Source organism: Acinetobacter kookii, from assembly GCF_900096895.1.
Classification (GTDB): Bacteria; Pseudomonadota; Gammaproteobacteria; order Pseudomonadales; family Moraxellaceae; genus Acinetobacter; species Acinetobacter kookii.
In genome coordinates, this window is record NZ_FMYO01000004.1 from 204141 (window position 1) to 226451 (window position 22311).

Here is a 22311-nt window from a genome sequence, read left to right on the forward strand (position 1 = left end):
TAAAGTGCATCAAAGTATGATTTTTAATTTAAAAGAGCAAAGCCGACAAGAAAAAGAACGCGTGGATACGACATCCACGCTTTCTTGATGATATTAAATTGATAAGATTAAAATTAATGAGCCAAATTTCTGAAAATAAGTTTAAGGCTGTCCAACATTTTTTCAATTTGTAGCGGCGTCAACCCCTCAAAAGACTGATCTAAAACGATATGACTCAGATCGTTAATTTTTTCCACCATTTGCTCGCCCATATGAGTTAAAACGACACGGGTAATTCGCGCATCCTCTTCACAACAATAAGTATCTACCAAGCCTTCATCTTTTAAACGGTAAATAATTTTGGTCGTCGTCGACATCTTGAAAATCAACATATCGGATAAGTCGGATACACTCGCATTGGGCTTTGATTTTAAAGCTAACAAGATACGCCGACGAGAATTGTCTAAACCGTATTTTTTTAATGCATGATCCACATTCTGCACATATTGAGAATGTACTTGAGTAATCCAGTAGTATGGAAAATTATCTAAATTAAATTCAGATGCTGCGGAAAAAAATTTACTGTACTTACTTGTCATGGTCAAAAACCCCTAATCTATTGTTTTAATTAAAATAATTTTAAATTTCTTAAGTCTGTTTTAAAGTCGTTTTTTTAGCAATATATTAAATTATTTTTATTGCTTATTTGAAGCATTTATATTCTTATAAATTGATTAAAAAGTCTACAAAAATATTTAATGTTGTCCAACAGAATTCTTATAAAATAAAAAAGCCCTAATTCAACAACTGGGCTTTTTCATGATGTTTTTCATTGCACTACTATTTTAATCACTCTTCATTTTGTAGTGACAATCCAAACTTCTTGAATATCTTGGCACGGCGTTTTGGATGAATATTGGCTTTATTTAAATCACCCTTATAGTGGTCGAAAACGCGTTTATCCATCATTTTAAACCAGAGCGATGGAATTAAAGCCGGCAATAACATGGTAGCATAACCACTCGGCAATTCAGGTGCTTCATCAAAGTGACGTAAAGCCTGAAATGGACGTGTCGGATAGGCATGATGATCGGAATGACGCTGCAACTGGTACAAAAATAGGTTGGTCGTAATATTGTTATTGTTCCAGCTATGCTCAGGCATGGTCCGTGTATAAGTCCCATCTTCCTTTTTATCGCGCATTAAACCGTAATGTTCAATATAGTTAATAATTTCAAACAAACTGATTCCATAAAATGCCTGCGTGGCCAAATAAGGAATCACGTCTTTACCAAACAGCTTCAGCATGCTGGCATGGAAAGCGGCACTCATGGCCCAGCCTTGAAACAATTCATTTTCCTTGCTAAAGAAAGATAAGCCTTTACGTTTCAAACGGTTTTTCTCAATTTCAATGGAGGATTTAATTCCACCAAATACCGTTCTTGGCCAAAATTCATAGAAAGTTTCACCCATTTTCGAAGAGGCTGGGTCTTCAGGCGTGGCCGCACGTTTATGGTGCCCATACGGATGTTCAACACGAAAGTGATTATAAAACAGCGGTGTTAATGTCGCATGGGCAAGATAATGATCCTTTTTATCCGGTCGGTGCGACAGCTCATGTGCGGTATTCACACCCACACCGTTAATCGCGCCCATGGAAATACCCAGCAGGATCTGGTCAATAAAAGAAGTTTCTTTACGGCTCACCACATAACCGGCAAAAAGGTTCGCCGCCATCTGCAAGGGAATAAACAATTTTACAATGCGGTCATAATAAGGGTCTGCTACCAGTGACTTGATTTCTTCATCGCTAGGATTATTACTGTCATTGCCCACAATAGCATCAACAGTTGGAATAATCACATGCAGCAATAAGGGTCCCCCTAAAGCAAAGATTTTTTTCGTGGCTTTAGGACCAAACTGGTAGCCAGCCAGAATCCCCATCCCGATCACCGGTAAACCGGGGCTCAGCAGCCACCAGTAGCGTTTTTTATCGAGGGCTAAACCTGAAGCATTCGGCAGGGTCTGAATTGGAGTTTGATTTAAATTTACTGGTGCATTCATGTTGGCGACCTTCCCTATTTTTTGTTCTAACGTTATATTTCTAGAAATAGGTCCTCAAGAACAGTTGTAAACGTCCAAAAAAGCTATGCAAACGTCCTTGGCATATCTAGCCAATATTTGACCTGAAAACACATGCGGATATCAATCAAGGCTTTTTATAATTTTTATTAGATGATGACAGAACGATAAGACATGGATGCCTTAAGCAAAATTTTTGACGATATTCATCTGAATAAATCTGAATACATTTATTTAAAACCACAAGGTCACTGGGCCTATGCATATCAGGAGCAGGATGCCATGATTGGCTATGTGGTTCTGGTGGGCACCCTCAACATCCAGTTTGAATCACAAAAATTGTTGCAGCTAGAAGCAGGAGATTTAATCCTGATCCCTTCAGGACAAAGCCATATTTGCCGCAGTGATAATAAGGAAAATTTGCTTGAGGCACTGAATATTAATGATTTTTTTGATAAAAGAAGGCAAGAAACCATCGAATTTGGCAGTTCCAGTGGTGAACCTGCACTGATTCTGGCCATTCGTTGTCATATTGATACCATTATGGCACGTCCTTTACTGAATGCCCTGCCCGACTACATCCATATTCAGCATATTACCGGCAGTACCGCCCCTGAATGGCTACAAATCGGATTACATTTTTTGGCCGTAGAAGCCTATCAAATTCAACCAGGCCGCGACAAAATTCTCGATCATCTGGTCAGTATTCTGTTTATTGAATGCGTACGCGATTATATTGCCCAGTTAAGCGATTCCAATAACTGGCTACGGGCACTTTCCCATACCGAACTGGCCAATGCTTTAGCTGCGATTCACGGCAAACCGGAACAGGCCTGGACGGTAGAAAGTCTGGCTGAACAATGTTGCATGTCCCGCTCCAAGTTCGCCACCTTGTTTAGCAGCATAGTCGGTGAAACCCCACTGGCTTATCTACAGCAATACCGTTTCCGTTTGGCATCGCAGCATTTACGTGAAGGACAATTATCCATACAGCAGATTGCCCATCGGGTCGGCTATTCTTCCGAAACGGCCTTTAGCCAGACCTTTAAACGCCTGTTTGATTTAACCCCGAGTCAATATCGCCAGCAGTTCCATTAAGTTATGCCTGATCCAGCTGTGCCTGCATTTAAAATATTCAGAATCGCCTGAACCGGATCTTCACTATTTCCGGAAAGTAACTGCTTGTGCATGGTGATGTGCTGCATGGCCTGAATTTGTGCGGTTTCAATATTCATCAGTTTTTCAATTTCGGCAGCCAGATTTTCTGGCGTTGCATCATGCTGAATCAGTTCCCGAATGACCTTTTTCCCGGCAATAATATTCGGTAAGGAGTAATATGGAATCTTGATCAGGAACTTGACCAGATGATAGGTCAGCCAGTTCAGTTTATAGAAAGTCACCATCGGCCGATGTAACAGCATGGCTTCCAGTGTTGCCGTTCCTGAAGCCAAGGCCACAATATTAGAGGCATTCATCACCTGACGGCCAATTTTCGATTCCGTATCGGTATTGTCCAGCAAACAGACTTTATCCACTAAATCAGCAGGATATTGTTGCAGCAAGGCTTCAATCTGCTGTTTGCGTGCATCATTAATTGCAGGAATCAGAAACACATATTCAGGGTGCTTTTGACTCACGATTTTGGCTGCATCAAGTACCAATGGACCCAATCTTTCAATTTCACCACGTCGGCTACCCGGTAACAGTGCAATATGCTTATGTTCCACATTCAGTCCCAGCTCCTGCTTCGCTTCAATCAGCGGGTTTTGCAAAGGCAACTGGCTAGCCAATGGATGCCCGACAAAAGCAGCCGGTACATCAAATTTTTTATAAAAGGTTTTTTCAAAAGGAAATAAACACAGCACCAGATCAATACTGGCTTTAATGCCATGTACCCGCCCCTGACGCCATGCCCACACTGAAGGACTGACATATTGCACGGTTTTGATAGGCAGATTTTTCTGTTTCAGGCTTTTAGATAACCTTAAATTAAAGTCTGGCGCATCAATACCGACAAAGACATCCACCGGTTCTTTGCTCCAGATTTCAAGCAAGCCATCACGCACTGCAAAAAGTTTTTTAAGATCTTTTAAAACTTCTACAATGCCCATAACAGACAAAATATCCATCGGATAATAGCTTTTGAAACCTTCAGCAATCATCTGCGGACCACCGATGCCTTCAAATTCGGCATCTATGCCTTGCTCACGAAAACTACGGATCAGCTTAGCGCCCAGGGTATCGCCTGAAACCTCACCAACCACCATCCCAATTTTTAGTTTTCTATTTTGCAAGTGTTTTTCCCCATACGTCCTTCGGCTGAATAGTTCAATATTTTAGCATAGTCCTTTGAGTTTACATGACTAAGCATTGATCTCTTTAAACGATAGCAACGCAATCAATTTAGTTGTCGTGTAAGGGAAAAATTTGCGTTCGATACATACTTGGCTTCAACAACAGGTTTTACCATTTTTTCAGTTACGGTGGCGATGGGCAAACAAACATTTTCTTTCAGCCTGATATTCTGCATTAATGTTCAGTTCTTCATTCTTATACTTTGTCTCAATATAGGGTTCCCGCTTAACTTAAAACCATGACGCTACAGCAGCCACCAGTTCTGGTTTTAAAGGCAAATCGCATCCTTTATATTCATGAAAAAATAGACTGCAAATTGTACCTATATGAATAGTTCCACTATAAAAAAGGCGATCGAAACTTTTTATGAAAATAGTATCCCATAACAGTCGCCCAAATATCGTCTAAGTTAAACTGCCATATAATCAACTTTCATTATTCCGATCTATATTTAAAGAATTCATATCCTGCTGAATTTTCTATGTTTAATACTCTCCACGATACAAAATCCTAAACGCACGAAATAAGGTAAAAGAAAAAATATCCATCCTGCTTTATCTCTTTTTAGAATAAGCAAATCAATAATCAAGACAACGACTTATATGGAAAAGTCATAACATATGCACGTTTTTTGATATTTGGCATATAACCATGTTTGGTCCATTGGAATTTATTTTAGCGGGTGTTTTGGTCGGTTTCTGCGTGGGAATTACAGGTGTAGGTGGCGGTTCTTTAATGACTCCCATCCTGATTAGCCTGTTTCGAATCGAGCCGCACATAGCCATTGGCACCGACTTGCTGTATGCCGCGATTTCAAAATTCTGCGGGTCTCTGGTTCATGCAAAAAAAATGAATATTGTCTGGCCAATTGTGATCTGGCTTGCTGTAGGCAGTATTCCTGCCTCATTTGCAACGCATTGGGTACTGGAAAACTATCTTAGCCAATCCAGTAGCTACAAAGCTGTCTTGACCATGGTTTTGGGCTTTATGTTGACCCTGACCGGTGTTTCTATCGTGTTCCGCGGTCATATTGAACGCTTCTTTAACAAGCTGCGTAAAGATGTCCCTTTGGATATGACCCAGGATATGGAAAAGGTCAATCTCCAGGCGAAAGACAAACGTGCTTATATCGTGATTATGGGCATTGTATTGGGTATATTCGTTACCTTATCTTCAGTCGGTGCTGGTGCATTCGGTATTATGGCACTGGTGCTGATGTTCCCGAATTTACCGATGATCCGGATTATCGGTTCCGATGTTGTGCATGCTGTATTGTTGACTTTGGTTGCAGGTCTTGGACACATGAGTTCCGGTAATGTCGATTTACACTTGCTTGGCTGGTTATTGGTCGGTTCCATTCCTGCAATTGTGGTGGGTACTTTAATCAGTTCCCGTCTGCCTGAGAAAATTATCCGCAAGATTCTGGGTATTACCCTATTTGCATTAGGCATGAATTTCATGCTGCACCCGGTCAAGGCAAAACCTGTTGCAAAACCGGCTACGGCGCAAGTGATCATTGTTGAAAAATCGGCGCTTGTGTAATTTAACTATACGATTCATCACTTTTTTTTGACCTATATATTGATCTTTTTTATAACATTGTGAACGTATATTCGTGTTATATTCGGGTTATGAAATAAACTTTTGTATGATCGAACCAGTGACGGCAATGAATACACTACAGTCAAAACCTATTACACAATCTGACATCGACGACGTGAATGTACAAAGCATTCAGCCTCTTGTGACTCCAGCTGAATTAAAAAAAGAGTTACCTCTGACTGAGCATGCCTATCAAACCGTCCTTAAAGGCCGTGAAACTATTCGCAATATCCTGGATGGTAAAGACAAACGCTTATTTGTCGTTATTGGTCCTTGCTCAATTCATGATACTGTCGCTGCGCACGAATATGCCGATCGTCTCAAAGTTTTAAGCGAAAAAGTGAAAGACAGCCTTTATATTGTCATGCGCGTTTATTTCGAAAAACCGCGTACCACAGTAGGCTGGAAAGGTCTGATTAATGACCCTGACATGAATGACTCTTTCAATATTGAAAAAGGTCTTCGTATTGGTCGTCAGCTTTTGGTTGAACTAAATGAAAAAGGATTGCCATGTGCCACTGAAGCACTCGATCCAAACTCACCACAATATTATCAAGACCTGATTTCATGGTCAGCGATTGGTGCACGTACCACTGAAAGCCAGACGCACCGTGAAATGTCTTCAGGTTTATCTTCTCCGGTAGGCTTTAAAAATGGTACCGATGGTGGCTTAACCGTAGCAACCAATGCCATGCAGTCGGTTAAACATGGCCATAGCTTCCTTGGCCTGAATGACCAAGGTCAGGTTTCGGTGATTCGTACCAGCGGTAACCCGTATGCACACGTGGTACTGCGTGGTGGTAATGGCAAGCCGAATTACGATGCAGGCTCTGTTGCAGAAGCTGAAAATGCCTTGGCTAAAGCCAAAGTCAGCAACAAGATCATGATTGATGCCAGCCATGCCAATTCCAACAAAGATCCGTACCTGCAACCACTGGTATTGAAAAACATTACTGAACAGATTCAGGATGGCAACAAGTCCATTGTTGGTATTATGGTTGAAAGTCATCTGAAAGGTGGTCGTCAGGATATTCCTGACAATCTGGATGATCTGGAATATGGCAAATCGGTGACTGACGGCTGTATCGATTGGGAAACCACTGAAAAAGCCCTGCTCGATATGCATGAAGCATTGAAAGACGTTTTACCAAATCGCTAAGAGATTTAAAACGCCATCTGAACAGATGGCGTTTCTACTTTAACCTTTGGAATTTTTTCTTATGAATGAAATTGAAAATGCCCTTAGCCATATTGAAAATTTCCAGTTTATTCACGAGCATCTATTCACTTCTGCTCAGCCTACGGCGGAACAGCTCAAGCTGATTAAAGAATATGGAATTACGACCATTGTAAATCTGGCATTGTCTGATGCCGAGCCGCATCTCGACCATGAAGATAAGATTTGTTTAGGTTTAGGTTTAAATTATATTAAGCTGCCCATTTCAGCAGAAACACCTTCTGATGACCAGTGTTTACTGGTATTGGACCTGCTCAATCATTTAGTACAAGAACAGATGGTTTGGGTTCACTGTGCAACCAACCATCATGTCAGCAGCCTGATGTATTTATATCGTCAATATTATATGGATATGGACATGCCTACGGCACAGGAGTTAATGCACAGTATTTGGGAACCGAATGAAACCTGGACCGGTTTAATCCATGCAGTAGCCCTACAACTGCAAGGTCGTAAAGCTACCCAGGAACTACAACAGTCGTTGAGCCAACCAGATCATTTTGCCTGATGTGAAATCAGTACTGTTGCCATCGATAGAATCCCTTCCTGACGTCCGGTAAACCCCAGTTTTTCGGTAGTCGTTGCCTTTACACTAATCTGGGTCACTTCTACATCCAGAACGTCTGCAATACTTTGGCGCATTTCCAGATTATGTTTGGCCAGCTTTGGCCGCTCACAGGCGACGGTAATATCTGCGTTATTCAATACATAGCCACGGTCTAGAATCAGCTGGTAAACATGTTTCAGCAATACCCGGCTGTCTGCTCCCTTAAATTTTGCATCGGTATCGGGAAAATGCTGTCCAATATCGCCCAGAGCCAAAGCCCCCAACAAGGCATCACAGAGTGCATGCAATACCACATCACCATCCGAATGTGCTTTTAAGCCATGCGTATGCGGAATCTTGACCCCAGCCAGAGTAACAAAATCCCCTTCTTCAAAGGCATGTACATCCATTCCCTGACCAATTCGAATTTGTGCGACCACGTTAAGCATCCTTAAGAAATAAATAATTGAGATGTTGTATTCACGCTTTCTATTTCGCTATAGTTACGGCAGCGCAACATAGTGAAATTATAAGCGATCATGCTGGTGAATACCGATATTAATCTCATTAAAACATTAGGCACATTATTCAGTATTGGCTGTTTGTGCTCAACCATGGCATATGCTCAAGACATTGACTGTACACGGCCTGATACAGCCTCAATGAAAAAAATTTGCGCTGATAATTTTGCGGAATCGCGAGAAAAACTGAGTAACCACTATATTACGGCATTTTTGGTCAGCGATGCACCAGTTCGCTTACTGGAAGATACCCATCATTTATGGCTTAAACGTTTACAACTCTGTAAAAGTCTGGACTGTTATAAGCAGCAATTTGAAATACGCATTGAAGATCTGAATTTTTATACCTCATTAAACCAGAGCCTGACCAATCATTATTTAAAATTTGAAAATGGCCAATTTGCCACTCAACCTGTACATTTACAGGTGCATCAGCTCACCAAAGATAAAATTAAAATTGAAGGGATTGCCTACCGTAATCCAAACAATAAACTGGAAACACAAACGATCCCCTTTCTAGCCTATACCACGGCTGACCAGAAAAGTGAGATTGTCGATAACGAACATGATTGCAAATACCATTTCGATTTTAACAAGGCAATTTTATCGGTTACAACCAAACAAAAAGGCTGTGAACGGTTTGCAGGTATATACCGGCTTTATGATTGAAGATATCGGTTTTTTTGAATTTAGAAAAAAGACTCATCAATATTGGTATAACAAATCAAATGATTTAAGAGCCTCTGCTGGTGCGCTATGGTTTGCCATGAGGGATTCAGATAATAATATTGCTGAACATTTAAAATTAGGCAGTGGCTTTTCTATGGGGATCGCTTGTTATCCTGTTTTTCCCATGTTATGTGGACTTTCATTAGAGGTTCTTTACAAAGCTATCTGTGTAAGAAAAGATATAAAATTTAAATCCACTCACAACTTAATCATTCTTGCGAAAGATGCACAAATAGATATTACTGATGAAGAATCTAAATTTTTAAAATTTTTTACTGAATCCATTATTTGGAATGGTAAATATCCAGTTCCATCCGATAAACAAAAACATGAATACGATAAATTAACAGAGCTTCACTATGATTTCCTATTTGATAAAATCAAAATTGGTTCTTTAGATGGCTATACGCCAAACGGTAAACTTAACTGGGAAAATTTTAATAATATTTGGCTTAAAAGTTCTTATAATTATCATTTTTAGATCTCACAGAATTTAATTAACCAAAATAGATAGAATCATAAAAAGCATGAAGTATGAACTTCATGCTTTTTTAATATCTCAAACAGGATGCTGCGACGCGACTTGCTGACTAATCATCACTGCTGTCGCTGCAGACAAAGTCCAGCCCAAATGGCCATGTCCGGTATTATAAAAAACCCGTTCACGGCGACCGCGACTGACCATCGGCATCATGTTGGGCATCATCGGACGTAAACCTGCCCAAGGGACGACATTTTCAGTGGTAATATTAAAGTTTTTATTCACCCAATCTGTTAGCGGTTGAATACGGTCGGCACGGATATCCCGGTTATAACCATTAAATTCTGCCGTTCCGGCTACACGCAGACGATCTGCACCTAAACGTGAAGTCACAATCTTTGCACTTTCATCCAGCAAACTGACCCACGGCGCATTTCTGACACTTTCTTCATCATTCAGATGCAGCGTAATCGAATATCCTTTCACAGGATAGACATTGACCCGATCACCCAGTAAATTTGCCAAATGATAGCTTCCCACACCGCCACACACCACCACGGCATCAGCTTCTAAAGATTCCACCACAGCTGCATCCAAATGCATATTTTCATTACTGGCATGGTAAAGCACAGTGACACCTTTTTTATGGTGTTTTACATCGGTGACTTCCATCCCAAACAGGTATTTCACCCCATATTTTTCAGAGGCTTCAGCCAGACCTTTGGTAAATTTATGAATATCACCTGTCGCATCCCCAGGACAATAAAAACCGCCATAATATTCACCTTTCAGACTTGGCTCGATGGCTTTGATGTCTGCAGGAGTAACTGCTATTCTTTCCAGCCCTCCCGTGGTCAATAAATCATTCACTTTGGTGGCGATCTCATAATCCAGCTTGCTGTGGTAAAAATGCAGAATGCCGCGTTTCTCCAGATCAAACTGAATATGTTCTTTTTCAGCAACAGCAAATAAATGCTCACGCGCTAAAAGTGCCATTTTAACGGTATCGCGGGTATTGGCTTCATAATGTTTGATATTGCCCACGAATTCCATCAACCAGCCATATTTATGCAAATCGAAAGATGGGTTGAGTAATAAGGGTGCATTTTTATTCGCCATCCACTTGATACCTTTCAGTACGGTGGCTTTTTGATTCCACACTTCCGCATTACACGCGGAAAGTTGTCCGCCATTGGCAAATGAAGTTTCCATGGCAGGATACAAATGCTTATCCAGAACCGTGACTTTATAACCTAAATTGGCGAGTTCGTAGGCCGTGGTAACTCCGGTAATGCCGGATCCAATCACAACGATATGACACATAGCACACTCCTTGGAAATGTAGATTTACATTTCTATGCGCCCCATCTGTCATTTTTACCTGAGAGCTTCGATCATCTCGTTATTATCCATAACGTCGACCATCCCCTTCGGTGAGCATATATGTTGCTATGCTTCTCTCCAGATTTTTGAAATTATTACAGTCCTTTTGCCTGAGAGTTTCCGGGTCGTTGCTCCTTCGGCGTGTTCACAGAAGAACATCTCTCCTGCAATAATTTGCTTCTATTAATATGAGCAATTTTTATACCATGCGCGAGCACTAAATTCATTTATTTGTTAAGCACTGTTATTTCAATAAAAATTAATATTATTTTCAAATACTTATATTTAAAAATTTCATTTAATGATTCAGCTTAAACTCTTATATCCACAAGATGCACTGTTTTGAATGTTTCACCTATCCCAATTTTAGCACCGGTTTTGACATCTGTTGTAATTGCAGATCAATCAAGGGCTGCCCTACATTGGCGCCAATCGGATAAGACTCAACACATGCTGTTTTTGAATAGCCACAGCGTTCATAATATTGAATCAGCTCTGTTCTTACATGCAGTACATACATTTCATACTGTTGGAATGCCGGAAAGATTTCTAAAGCTTTCCTTTCAGCATGGGCTAGCATCTGCTTTCCAATGCCCTGATTTTGCCAAGCTGAAGCTACACAAAAAGTACCTATTTCGACACTATTCTGTAGAAAAGTTAAGCCAATACATGACACTAAAACCGATTCTAAATCCTCGACCATTTCAGCTATAAATAGACAAAAATTCTCTTGTGCCAAGGTTTGCTTTAGCTGCTGGGCATTAATCCTGTCTCCAGTGACAATATGCTGCTCATTGGTCCAACTGCGACCAGTATTTGTGCGATAAGCCTGATTGATCAATACAACAAGCGTTTTAACATCATTGGCATTTGCCAATCTATATTTTAATGCTTTCATTTTTTTCTAAACATTTCTGTTTCGTAGAAACGATCATAAATAATAGCTAAAAAATCAAGCAATAAAAAACCAGACTTGGCGTCTGGTTTTTTAGGGGATCACAAAAGCTCTTCACTTAGGCTCAATTGGAGCAAACGGTGCAACAACATCGGCATTTTGTGCACGATGGCGCATAAAATGGTCCATAAGTACAATGGCAAACATGGCTTCCGCAATTGGCGTTGCACGTACGCCTACACACGGGTCATGACGGCCTTTGGTCAACACGTCCGTATCTTCACGCTGAATGTTAATGGTTTTACCTGGAGTCGTGATACTTGCAGTCGGTTTCAATGCAATCGCGACACGAATGGTTTGACCACTTGAGATTCCGCCCAGAATACCGCCGGCATGATTGGCCAGAAATCCATCTGTGGTTAATTCATCACGCGATTCATGACCAAACTGTTCGGCAACCGCAAAACCATCACCAATTTCCACGCCTTTAACAGCATTAATAGACATCATGGCATGGGCAATATCTGCATCTAAACGATCAAATACCGGCTCGCCCCAACCTACAGGAACATTCTCGGCCAGAATTTCCAGCTTCGCACCGCAGCTGGTACCTTGTTCACGTAATGAAGTCACTAAAGCTTCAAAACGTGGCACGGCATCGATATCACCGCAGAAAAACGGATTGTTTGGAACTTCATTCCAGTCCAGTTTTTCGGTTTTTTCAGTACCGATTTGCGTCACATGACCACGAATCACGATACCAAACTTTTCAGCCAGATATTTTTTCGCAATTGCTCCCGCAGCTACACGCATTGCTGTTTCACGCGCACTTGAGCGGCCACCGCCACGATAATCGCGGAAACCATACTTTTGCGTATAGGTATAATCAGCATGCCCCGGACGGAAAGTTTGCGCGATATTGCCGTAATCTTTCGATTTCTGGTCGGTATTACGAATCAACAAACCAATCGATGTACCTGTGGTTTTACCTTCAAAAACACCGGAAATGATTTCGACTTCATCCGGCTCTTTACGCTGAGTTGCAAACTTGGAAGTGCCCGGTTTGCGGCGGTCCAAATCTTTTTGTAAATCGGCTTCAGTCAGTTCAATCCCGGGCGGCACACCATCGACAATTGCCATCAGGCCAACGCCATGAGATTCTCCGCAAGTCGTTACACGGAACAGTTGTCCAATACTATTACCCGCCATGTTCACAACTCCTTATGCTTGAACAGATTGTACAAATAAATCACGGTATTTACGGCATTGCTCTGCGGTTAAAGCAAAAATGCCTGAACCGCCATTCTGGAAAGTGAGCCAATGGAAATCCACAGTATTAAAATTCTGTTTCATCGCCCATTCAGAATTGCCCACTTCAATGACAATCAAACCATCTTCAGTCAAATAATCTGCCGCTTGTGCCAGCATTTTACGCACCAGATCCAGACCATCTTGACCCGCAGCGAGTGCAAGCTCAGGTTCATGCAGGAACTCTGCCGGTAAATCTGCCATATCTTCAGCATCCACATAGGGAGGATTGGATACGATTAAATCGTATTGATTTTCGGCAGGAATTTTGGCGAATAAGTCGGATTCCATCAAGGCAACCTGATATTGCATATTGTGATGTTCAGCGTTAATAGAAGCCACTTCCAAAGCTTCTTTAGAAATATCGGTGGCATCCACTTCAGATTCAGGGAATGCATAAGCCAAAGCAATTGCGATACAGCCTGAACCGGTACACATATCTAAAATACGACGCGGAGTTTGTGGCTGATCATTTTCCGGAAGATTATTCAAAGCTTCACGCATCTGGCCATGTTCATCTAGGCAGTAAGGTGCAAAGCGTTGATTGATCAATTCTGCAATTGGTGAACGCGGAATCAGTACACGTTCATCAACATAAAACGGTTTACCACAGAAATAAGCCAGATTTAATAAATAAGAGGTGGGCACTTTTTCATTGATACGACGCTCCAGCAAGCTAATAAATTCTGCCTTTTCGCTTGGCAACAATTTCGCATCTAAAATTTCCGGGTTGGCATTCCAGTCCAATGCCAGTGTTTGCAGGACTAAAGCCGAGCTTTCAGCAAAAAAATCTTCTGTACCTTGACCTAAGTGTGCATCGTATTGACGTAGAGCTGAAACACCAAAACGGATAAAATCGCGAATTGTGCTTAGGTTTTCAGCGGCTTCCTGTAAATGTTCAGGGCTAATAGTCAGTTGATCCACTTAAGGCATCTCCAAGGTCAATTTTAAAACGCCTTATGATACCTTGTTTTGCGGGGTTTTATAATGTTTCGACCAGATTAAAAACAAATATCTATGGCGAATTTATTTGGCCTGGTAATAGTAAGTACGCTCCATTGTCATTTCGAGTACACACTTGGATTGTTTAACGGCCATATAGGTAGATGTTACTTTAAAATAGCATTTTTGATCCACACGGTTAAGCCAAAGTTTATGCTGTTGCTCGATACTACTTTGATTAACCACATTCTTATTTATATAGCCCTTATAAGCTTTATTTAAAATTTTTTCCTGATTTTTCAGTTCTTTGTCGACACATTTTTTGACTGTTTCAATTTCACCATAAGAAGTGTTGAGACATTTATTATATTCGTCAGAATAGCCTTGAGCTAAAACTGAATTTGACCAGAAAGCAGCCAGACTCAGCATCACAGATATTGCCAATCGCATAATATTCCCCTGTCTTAAATGACTCAAATTTAAATACTATTATTGTGCTTATCCTTTGATACTACATCAATCATGTGCAAATTCCTATAAGCTTAGCCTTTATGACCTCAGCTCCAATAACAAATTCATTCAAATTGCATATTGAATCTGACTAAAATATCCCCATATATTTTCAATTCTTTTTCTACAAAATATTTTTATTTTTATGAGCTACAAACACAATAATTTAATGGCAATGCGTGAAAACTACTGGAATGATACCGATTCTGCACAGGTACAGAAGGAAAAAAAATTCTTTCAACACACTTTACTTGAACACGCCATTCATAGCAGCCCATCCGAGGATGATGCAAAATATCTGTTTTTTAGTTTTCCAAGCATCATTATTGTTAAAGGTTATGCGCTTGGTTTTCAGCATGACACGGTTCAAGCCATGATTTTTAAACATATTCAGGACAATAAAAATTTATTAAAGCAGAAAAGCGATATTAAAATTCAATTTCGGATGTAAATCTCAGCTCATCCCTGAGCAGCAGGTTTTCTGCTCTATCCCTATCTTTAATCCTGATAAATGTCATCGGAAGTCTATGATCAAAGCGCAGGTGTCACTTGAATTCTATTTTGTCTAAGTACCGTGACACTTTTCATGGAAAATAAATGAAATATTAAACATATTTACTCTCCATTCAGCACATTGAACTTTTTTAATACGTGAATAAACGGTAATATCCGCTACAATTAAATATTCTGCGACTTGCTGATTAAGGATTTTGTTTAATGTCAGATCAGAACGATAAGCTTAAACAACTCAAAACTTCTTCCATGGATCGACGCTTATCTATCGCTAAAGCCTCCTTACTCGCAGGAACGCGCTGGGCTGCATCGAGTGCAACCACCCTATTTTCAAGCGAAGCAGAAAAAGAAAAGAAACGTAAAAAAGCCATGAAAGAACAAGCCGATTATCTTGTTTCTGAAATTGGTAAATTAAAAGGTTCGATTGTAAAAATCGGGCAAATGATGGCCCTGTATGGCGAACATTTTTTACCTGAAGAAATCACTCAGGCTTTAAATACCTTAAACAATCAGACCGTTGCACTTGCCTGGCCGGCCATCAAGCAACAACTGGAACAGCAGCTCGGCGCCAAGCTGCATGATTTGACCGTAGACCGTGAACCTTTGGGCACCGCCTCTTTAGCCCAGGTACACCGCGCCACACGCAATTCGGATGGTTTGGAAATCGTATTAAAAATCCAGTATCCCGGCGTGGCAGATGCCATTGATTCAGACATGAGCCTGTTTAAAAACATGCTCAAACTGACCCGTATGGTGCCGCAAACCCGTGAATTTGATCAGTGGTTTGATGAAGTTCGTGAAATGATGCATCGTGAAGTCAATTATGAAATTGAAGCCGCGACCACTCGCCGTTTTGCCGACCGTTTAAAAGATGATCCTCGTTATATCGTCCCGCAAATTGTGGATGAGTATTGTACCGATCAAGTGCTGTGTATGACTTTTGAGCGTGGCGTGCCGATCAACAGCCCTGTGATGCTCTCTCTTCCTCAAGAACGTCGCAACCAGTTAGGCGAAGCCTCTCTCGAGATTGCCGTTCGTGAGATCTTTGAATGGGGAGAAATGCAGACCGATCCAAATTTTGGCAATTATCTGGTCCGCTTGGGAGATGGTGCAGAAGCTCAAGACAAGATTGTATTGCTGGATTTCGGGGCAATTCGCCAGTTTGATGAACATTTGCTGAAAGTCGCCCGCAACCTGATTAAAGCCGGTTATGATCATAATATCGATGAAATGGTTCATGCCATGACTGGCTATGAATTTTTTGATTCCATTCCGCAAAGCATCAAGCCAGATATGGCTAAAGTGTTTTTATTGGCCACCGAAGCCTTTAGTAGCATAATGAATAATCCAGACTTGCCGGAAGGTGTGATGGATGCAAATCAGCGCTATGACTGGAAAAAAAGTCAACTTCATAGCCGTGTCATGCAACGTGCTTCAAAATCGATGGCATCACGTTATTTCAGTGTACCCCCTAAAGAGTTTATGTTTATTAGCCGTAAATTCATTGGTGCATATACCTTCATGACCGTCATTGATGCAAAAACCAATGTACGGAAAATGGTGGCGAATTTTCTATAAGCTGTGCACAGACTAGAATGATGTCTTGTCATTCTAGTCAATTTTTATTGTTCACCCCATTTTTTACTTATAATAAAATAAATAATATTCAATTATTTAATCAAATTTAAACTTCATTTTAACCGTTCATCCAAGTCAATTTTAATTGTCAGCGATGACATAGTCATTTCCATATTCACATGTCAGCATAAAAAATATAAAGAATCAAAAACCAATGGATGACTAAAAATGACCAATATGGTAAACAAGGCTCAAGGACTTGGGCTATCCCTCATTACCAGAATTGCAGGTAGCGAGGTACTTGATCAATTCAAACTGCGCAAATTTCTGGAAAAATATCTCTATCAAAGCTCAAAAATGGGTTTTAAAACTTTAAGCAAAACCCAAAAAGTCTTTAAAGCCAGTTCCGGGGTCAGCAAGCAACGTTTACCCAATCAGCAAAAATCACTCTTTGATTTGAGCCTGTCTGAAGAACAGCAAATGAGCTGTGATGCCATGGAGCAGTTTGCATCCGAAGTGCTTTACCCACTGGCAGCTGAGGCAAACAATAACGAGCAATTTCCAGCCATACTTTGGCAACATGCTGCTGACCTAGGCCTAAACTATTACGCACTTCCTGAAGCATTGGGCGGTGTAGCTGCTGAAAAGAATATTTTAAGCAATATTTTAATTGCCGAACATTTAGCCAAGGGTGATTTCAGCTTATGCACAGGCCTCCTGTCCACCTTCAGTGTGATTAATGCCATTACCCAATGGGGTTCTGAACCAGTTCAAGCGACCTATTTATCCAGCTTTGCAGATGATTCCGAGATACATGCTACCTTTGCCATCCAAGAAGCCACGCCTGCCTTTAACCCACTGGAACTAAAAACCAAAGCCAGTTCCGCTAATGGACAATACTATATTAATGGCGAAAAAACCTTGGTGATTCTGGGTGAAACGGCTGATCTGTTTCTGGTCAATGCTGAACTCAATGGCTCGCCAGAAGTGTTTATTGTTAAACGTGATAGCAGTATTACGGCTCAAAAAAGTCCGGCTATGGGTCTAAAGGCAACCGAAACCGTTAGCTTAAAATTCCATAATACGCCTGCTGAACTGTTAGGTGATGATGACTTTGATTATCTTGCATTTTTAGATCTGGGGAACTTAATGTGGTGTGCCATGGCGGTTGGCACATGTGAAGCCGTCAAAGCTTACTGCATTCAATATGCCAATGAACGTACTGCATTTGGTGAGCCTATTTCACATCGCCAAAGTATTGCCTTTATGATTGCGGATATGGCCATTGAAATTGATGCCATGCGCATGTTGATTTTAAATGCGGCCAGTCTGGCTGAAGCAGGAAAACCCTTTCATCGTGAGGCTTATCTCGCACGTCTACTGTGTGCTGAAAAATCCATGAAAATTGGTACTGATGGAGTGCAAATTCTGGGTGGCCATGGCTTTACCAAAGAACATCCCGTTGAGCGCTGGTATCGCGATTTACGCGCTACAGCAATTTTGCATTCAGGCTTACATGCTTAATCTATCAGATCAGGAATTATGCAGATGAATTTACAAAATCCTAAAAAGTTTAAGATGCTGATTGATCAAGCGCATGAATCAGCTTTAAATGTACTACGCCCCATTTCACGAAAATATGACAAAGCCGAACAAAGCTATCCAAAGGAACTCGACATGTTCGCCTCACTCATTGATGGCATGAATGATGGGGGCGAAGGCATCAATGCCGGTGCTGCAGTGGGCAAGCGTGGCAATACAGATTCAGGCAACAAAAATGGCGTCAATATGTCCACTGTACTTGGCGTGATCGAGATGTGCTATGGAGATACTGGCCTATTACTCAGTATGCCGCGTCAGGGCTTGGGAAACTCTGCCATTGCCGCTGTCGCAAATGATGAACAGCTAGAACGCTTTAAAGGCACATGGGCGGCCATGGCCATTACTGAACCCGGTTGCGGTTCAGACTCGGCAGCCATTCGAACCACAGCAACCAAAGATGGCAATGACTACATCCTCAATGGTGAAAAAATTTTCGTCACCTCGGGTGAGCGTGCCGATGCTATAGTGGTCTGGGCAACATTAGACAAGAAACTCGGCCGGGCTGCCATTAAATCCTTTGTCGTTCCTAAAGGAACACCCGGCATGAAAGTAGAACGCCTGGAGCATAAACTGGGCATCAAAGCATCTGATACCGCTGTCATCCGCTTTATTGACTGCCGCGTGCCTGCAGAAAATCTGTTGGGACATGCTGAAATTGATGTCGCCAAAGGTTTTGCTGGCGTCATGGAAACTTTTGACAATACTCGCCCACTGGTCGCAGCTATGGCTGTCGGATGTGCCAAAGCATCCCTGGAAAGAATTAAGGAAATTTTCAAAGATCAATTAGATGAAAATTACCGGACACCCTATTTACAGACCTCGCATATTGCCGCACAGATTTACCGAATGGAAGCTGAATGGGAAGCGGCACGTTTACTCACCATGAAGGCGGCCTGGATGGCTGACAACAAAAAGCCAAACTCAAGAGAAGCCTCCATTTCTAAAGCCAAGGCAGGTCGAATCTGTAATGAAATCACCTTAAAATGCGTAGAGCTTGCAGCAAGCGTGGGATATAACGAAGAGGAATTGTTAGAAAAATGGGCACGTGACTCAAAAATTCTTGATATTTTTGAAGGTACTCAACAAATTCAACAACTGATTATCGCACGACGTGAATTAGCTAAGAGTTCAAGTGAATTAAAATAAGTTTTTAACAGGTTTAATGGATAAACACCTTGCAAGAGATGGATTTTTTGTTATAAGAATCCATCTCTTCTTTTGAATTCCTTCACTTTAACTTTATGTACCAAATTCGACCTATTCAACCCCAAGATAATGCTGAAATTGCACAGGTTATTCGCGAAGTTTCTAAAGAATTTGGACTCGCTCCCGAATCTGGTTTTGCAGTTGCCGATCCCGTTTTAGATGATTTATATACAGTTTATCAGCAAGCAAATGCACAATACTGGGTAATTGAAAATCAACAGGGCAAAATTCTGGGTGGCGGTGGCTTATCACTTTTAAAGGGCGACCCTACAATTTTAGAAATTCAGAAAATGTATTTTTTGCCTGAAGTCCGAGGCTTGGGCTTTGCCAAACAACTTTTAGAAAAAGCCTTTCAGTTTGCACAACTGCAAGGTTTTCAATCATGTTACCTGGAAACAACCAAGGAACTATGGCAAGCAGTAAAACTCTATGAAAAATTAGGTTTTCAATATTTAGAGCAACCTAGAGGCAACACGGGTCATAGCCATGCCTGCGAAATCTGGATGGAAAAGCAATTATAATCGGTCTTATTTTATTGTTTTATCCATTTAACCATTAGGGGTTCTTGCGATTGAATTGACGCCTTGTTGTCTACTTTTACCTACACTGAAAGTATTCATTAACTTCTACAGTATATCGAGTCATAAATTTATGCTAAAAGCCTCAGAAAGCAGGAAGTTTCCCTAATAAAAAGAATAAACGATCTAAGCAGGATGCTAAAACAGAAGTTAATCACCCTCATAAGATAAATAAGCCTCATCCAGCTATGGGGCTTATTTTTTGACATTTTCAAACCTTAACAAGAATAAGCCAAAAATTGTACAGCTTGATTGAGTCGCTTTGTTAATGTCAAAGTTTATCTAAATGATTCAGGATCATTAACATGACTAAAAAAGCCTTATTCATAACTTCCAATATCGGTGTTGAACAAGATGAACTGATCAAACCTCTTGAATTTCTACAATCTAAAGGAATTGAAGTCATTCATGCTGCAGAAGAACAAAAAGACGTCCAAACTGTTAAGAGTGATAAAGAACATGCCATGGCTTACACTCCGCAAACAACTTTGGCTAAAGTCTCTCCAGAAGATTATGATATTTTAGTCATCCCAGGAGGGACAGTAAATGCTGATACTCTCCGTTTGAATGAAAATGCCCATAAAATTATTCAGCACTTTACCGACAATGCCAAACCGGTTGCAGCTATTTGCCATGGCCCTTGGACCTTAATTAATGCACAGCGGATTAAAGATAAAAATTTAACCTCTTATAAAAGTATCCGCTTAGATTTGGAAAATGCGGGTGCCAAGTGGGTAGATGAAGAAGTACATCGATGCAATACCAATAATTGGCCGTTGATCACATCACGATCTCCAGATGATATTCCTGCATTTAATCAGGCAATTTTGCAGGAACTGGATCATTAAAAAACATTTTTTAATAAATATCTTTAGCTGAAAAGTCCCATTCAACTAATGGAACAATGTATTTCTAGTTTAAATAATTGAATTAGTTTTAATTATAATTTAAGAGCCTGACCATATTTATCCATTGATCGAATCCATCAAAATGTGGGTGCTTGACTCATCCTATTTAGCCCATTAGCATAGCTGCAATAAACTTTTACTTTGGGTTTTGAACTTTGTTGTTTACACAATATTTCTCACATTTATCGTCAAAAAATTCAAACTATCATTTATATACATTTAAATCTGTAGCTATCATTATTACTACGTTAGCTTTTGCTGGATGTTCTTCTAGCCACTCAGTTGTTAAACGGTCTGCAAAATTATCAACAGGCATTCAAAAAGCCTATTCAGTAGCACCAGACACTGCCAACCGTGTTTCCCCGATGATTATTCAGAGTGCTGATAAATATAATGTGGATCCAATATTATTGGCTGCCGTGATTCGCCAAGAATCAAGCTATAGAAACTATGTGATTTCACCTGCTGGAGCGGTCGGATTAACTCAAGTCATTCCACGTTATTGGCAACAAACTTGCCCAGGTGATCTGATTGAAGAATATAATAATATCAATTGCGGTACTTATATTTTAGCCTCCTACAACAGTAAAGCCGGGAGTTGGCCAAAGGCTTTAGCTTATTATAATGTAGGTCCTACGGGTTATAACTCCAATAGTAAGATGAAAAAACAAGGGGAAAAATATGCAGAACAAGTTAAACAACATCAAGAAACACTAAAAGATGCCTTATAAATTTAGCCTAAAATTTTCCATTTAATGAGAGAAGTTTTTAGGTTAAGTTATTTTCAGACTTTTGATAAAGTCTGAAAATAACGATCAATATAATATGATTCAGCGCCATTATGATAAATAAAAACTTCACTATAATGCTTATCACCAAATAAAGCTCCACTTTTTTTCAAATATTTTCCAGATTAAATAACTAGGTTAAAATTTTCATATCAATTGAACCTATTGTCTGAAGCTCATAATAATTACGCTCTATTAGCAATTCGACACCCATATATGAAAGCATATCTGGTACAGAGCAGTCAGGTTTATTGGCTTTTAGAAGCTAATGCCTCTCAAGCATAAGAGCAACTTCTTCGACCAAATGGACTCTCTACACGACAAATCAATAAAGATATAATGGATGGATTTATGCCAATGCACATTCTGTTCAAATCCTTTTTAAATACCAAAAAATTTACTGATTCTTCTTCATCTAAATTTTTTTAAAACTCCCCGCATAAAAAAAGCCCCCTCATTAGAGGGGGCTTTCGAATAATGAGCTGGCGATGACTTACTCTCACATGGGTAATCCCACACTACCATCAGCGCTAAGAGGTTTCACTTCTGAGTTCGGGAAGGGATCAG

At 40.5% G+C, this 22311-nt stretch carries 23 protein-coding genes, 1 rRNA gene, 1 pseudogene and 1 riboswitch; of the genes and pseudogenes, 13 read left to right on the forward strand and 12 right to left on the reverse strand.

Features of this window, described 5'->3' with window-relative positions; all coding sequences use genetic code 11:
- Positions 1-113 precede the first annotated feature (113 nt).
- Positions 114-578: a MarR family winged helix-turn-helix transcriptional regulator gene (locus BLP85_RS08520; RefSeq protein ID WP_092819683.1), complete on the reverse strand. Its 465-nt coding sequence runs from the start codon at positions 576-578 to the stop codon at positions 114-116.
- A gap of 250 nt (positions 579-828) precedes the next feature.
- Positions 829-2043 carry an alkane 1-monooxygenase gene (locus tag BLP85_RS08525; protein ID WP_092819684.1) on the reverse strand — a complete coding sequence of 405 codons (1215 nt, stop codon included), beginning with the start codon at positions 2041-2043 and terminating at the stop codon, positions 829-831.
- 192 nt (positions 2044-2235) lie between these two features.
- On the opposite strand from BLP85_RS08525, the gene BLP85_RS08530 reads away from it, so the two are divergent.
- On the forward strand, positions 2236-3159 hold the full coding sequence (locus BLP85_RS08530; protein ID WP_092819685.1) for a cupin domain-containing protein: 924 nt from the start codon (positions 2236-2238) through the stop codon (positions 3157-3159).
- Here BLP85_RS08530 and lpxB read toward each other — a convergent pair.
- Complete coding sequence (gene lpxB / locus BLP85_RS08535; protein WP_092819686.1) at positions 3156-4355, reverse strand: lipid-A-disaccharide synthase; 1200 nt, start codon at positions 4353-4355, stop codon at positions 3156-3158. The two genes, BLP85_RS08530 and lpxB, sit on opposite strands and share 4 nt — an antisense overlap.
- 712 nt (positions 4356-5067) lie before the next feature.
- Here lpxB and BLP85_RS08540 point away from each other — a divergent pair.
- The 3 genes from BLP85_RS08540 (at position 5068) to BLP85_RS08550 (ending at position 7763) form a co-directional block, all read left to right on the forward strand.
- The gene (locus tag BLP85_RS08540) at positions 5068-5958 is read left to right on the forward strand and encodes a sulfite exporter TauE/SafE family protein (RefSeq protein ID WP_092819687.1); all 891 of its coding nucleotides are present in this window, start codon (positions 5068-5070) and stop codon (positions 5956-5958) included.
- A gap of 127 nt (positions 5959-6085) precedes the next feature.
- The gene (locus BLP85_RS08545; RefSeq protein WP_131272825.1) at positions 6086-7177 is read left to right on the forward strand and encodes a 3-deoxy-7-phosphoheptulonate synthase; all 1092 of its coding nucleotides are present in this window, start codon (positions 6086-6088) and stop codon (positions 7175-7177) included.
- A gap of 61 nt (positions 7178-7238) precedes the next feature.
- Positions 7239-7763: a protein tyrosine phosphatase family protein gene (locus tag BLP85_RS08550; RefSeq protein ID WP_092819689.1), complete on the forward strand. Its 525-nt coding sequence runs from the start codon at positions 7239-7241 to the stop codon at positions 7761-7763.
- Here the strand turns inward: BLP85_RS08550 and ispF are convergent.
- Positions 7751-8242, reverse strand: coding sequence for a 2-C-methyl-D-erythritol 2,4-cyclodiphosphate synthase (gene ispF / locus BLP85_RS08555; RefSeq protein WP_092819690.1), 492 nt, complete (start codon positions 8240-8242; stop codon positions 7751-7753). The two genes, BLP85_RS08550 and ispF, sit on opposite strands and share 13 nt — an antisense overlap.
- A gap of 99 nt (positions 8243-8341) precedes the next feature.
- Between ispF and BLP85_RS08560 the strand changes: the two genes are divergently transcribed.
- A complete protein-coding gene (locus BLP85_RS08560; protein WP_092819691.1) occupies positions 8342-8992 on the forward strand; it encodes an A1S_1983 family putative colistin resistance protein in 651 nt (216 codons plus the stop codon).
- A complete protein-coding gene (locus BLP85_RS08565) occupies positions 8985-9533 on the forward strand; it encodes a hypothetical protein (RefSeq protein ID WP_092819692.1) in 549 nt (182 codons plus the stop codon). The genes BLP85_RS08560 and BLP85_RS08565 overlap by 8 nt, the downstream gene beginning before the upstream one ends.
- Before the next feature lie 78 nt (positions 9534-9611).
- On the opposite strand, the gene BLP85_RS08570 is transcribed toward BLP85_RS08565, so the two are convergent.
- The 5 genes from BLP85_RS08570 to BLP85_RS08590 form a co-directional block, all read right to left on the reverse strand.
- The gene (locus BLP85_RS08570) at positions 9612-10856 is read right to left on the reverse strand and encodes a D-amino acid dehydrogenase (RefSeq protein WP_092819693.1); all 1245 of its coding nucleotides are present in this window, start codon (positions 10854-10856) and stop codon (positions 9612-9614) included.
- Positions 10857-11004: 148 nt separating this feature from the next.
- Positions 11005-11093, reverse strand: a riboswitch (glycine riboswitch).
- Between the two features lie 178 nt (positions 11094-11271).
- Positions 11272-11814: a GNAT family N-acetyltransferase gene (locus BLP85_RS08575; RefSeq protein WP_092819694.1), complete on the reverse strand. Its 543-nt coding sequence runs from the start codon at positions 11812-11814 to the stop codon at positions 11272-11274.
- Positions 11815-11925: 111 nt separating this feature from the next.
- Positions 11926-13020, reverse strand: a complete 1095-nt coding sequence (gene aroC, locus BLP85_RS08580; RefSeq protein ID WP_092819695.1) for a chorismate synthase — start codon at positions 13018-13020, stop codon at positions 11926-11928.
- Positions 13021-13032: 12 nt separating this feature from the next.
- Complete coding sequence (prmB, locus tag BLP85_RS08585) at positions 13033-14043, reverse strand: 50S ribosomal protein L3 N(5)-glutamine methyltransferase (RefSeq protein WP_092819696.1); 1011 nt, start codon at positions 14041-14043, stop codon at positions 13033-13035.
- A 102-nt stretch (positions 14044-14145) separates the two neighbouring features.
- Positions 14146-14511, reverse strand: coding sequence for a lysozyme inhibitor LprI family protein (locus BLP85_RS08590; protein WP_092819697.1), 366 nt, complete (start codon positions 14509-14511; stop codon positions 14146-14148).
- Between the two features lie 205 nt (positions 14512-14716).
- On the opposite strand from BLP85_RS08590, the gene BLP85_RS08595 reads away from it, so the two are divergent.
- The 7 genes from BLP85_RS08595 to BLP85_RS08625 all read left to right on the forward strand — a co-directional run bounded on the left by BLP85_RS08595 (position 14717) and on the right by BLP85_RS08625 (position 21687).
- Positions 14717-15022 (forward strand): hypothetical protein, encoded by a 306-nt coding sequence (locus tag BLP85_RS08595; RefSeq protein WP_092819698.1) that lies wholly within the window; start codon positions 14717-14719, stop codon positions 15020-15022.
- A 266-nt stretch (positions 15023-15288) separates the two neighbouring features.
- Positions 15289-16662 (forward strand): ABC1 kinase family protein, encoded by a 1374-nt coding sequence (locus tag BLP85_RS08600; RefSeq protein WP_092819699.1) that lies wholly within the window; start codon positions 15289-15291, stop codon positions 16660-16662.
- A gap of 237 nt (positions 16663-16899) precedes the next feature.
- Entirely contained in the window at positions 16900-18186 is a 1287-nt protein-coding gene (locus BLP85_RS08605) for an acyl-CoA dehydrogenase family protein (RefSeq protein WP_171259686.1), read from the forward strand.
- A 24-nt stretch (positions 18187-18210) separates the two neighbouring features.
- Positions 18211-19410, forward strand: coding sequence for an acyl-CoA dehydrogenase family protein (locus BLP85_RS08610; RefSeq protein WP_092819701.1), 1200 nt, complete (start codon positions 18211-18213; stop codon positions 19408-19410).
- A gap of 95 nt (positions 19411-19505) precedes the next feature.
- Complete coding sequence (locus BLP85_RS08615; protein ID WP_092819702.1) at positions 19506-19991, forward strand: GNAT family N-acetyltransferase; 486 nt, start codon at positions 19506-19508, stop codon at positions 19989-19991.
- Between the two features lie 362 nt (positions 19992-20353).
- A complete protein-coding gene (locus tag BLP85_RS08620) occupies positions 20354-20896 on the forward strand; it encodes a type 1 glutamine amidotransferase domain-containing protein (protein WP_092819703.1) in 543 nt (180 codons plus the stop codon).
- Between the two features lie 215 nt (positions 20897-21111).
- Positions 21112-21687, forward strand: coding sequence for a lytic transglycosylase domain-containing protein (locus BLP85_RS08625; protein ID WP_092819704.1), 576 nt, complete (start codon positions 21112-21114; stop codon positions 21685-21687).
- 53 nt (positions 21688-21740) lie between these two features.
- On the opposite strand, the gene BLP85_RS15175 is transcribed toward BLP85_RS08625, so the two are convergent.
- The 3 genes and pseudogenes from BLP85_RS15175 to rrf all read right to left on the reverse strand — a co-directional run.
- On the reverse strand, positions 21741-21857 hold the full coding sequence (locus tag BLP85_RS15175) for a DUF4256 domain-containing protein (protein ID WP_143002182.1): 117 nt from the start codon (positions 21855-21857) through the stop codon (positions 21741-21743).
- 20 nt (positions 21858-21877) lie between these two features.
- Positions 21878-21991: pseudogene (locus BLP85_RS15180) on the reverse strand (DUF4256 domain-containing protein); the annotation flags it as partial.
- A gap of 233 nt (positions 21992-22224) precedes the next feature.
- A 5S ribosomal RNA gene (gene rrf, locus BLP85_RS08630) occupies positions 22225-22311 on the reverse strand; the annotation flags it as partial.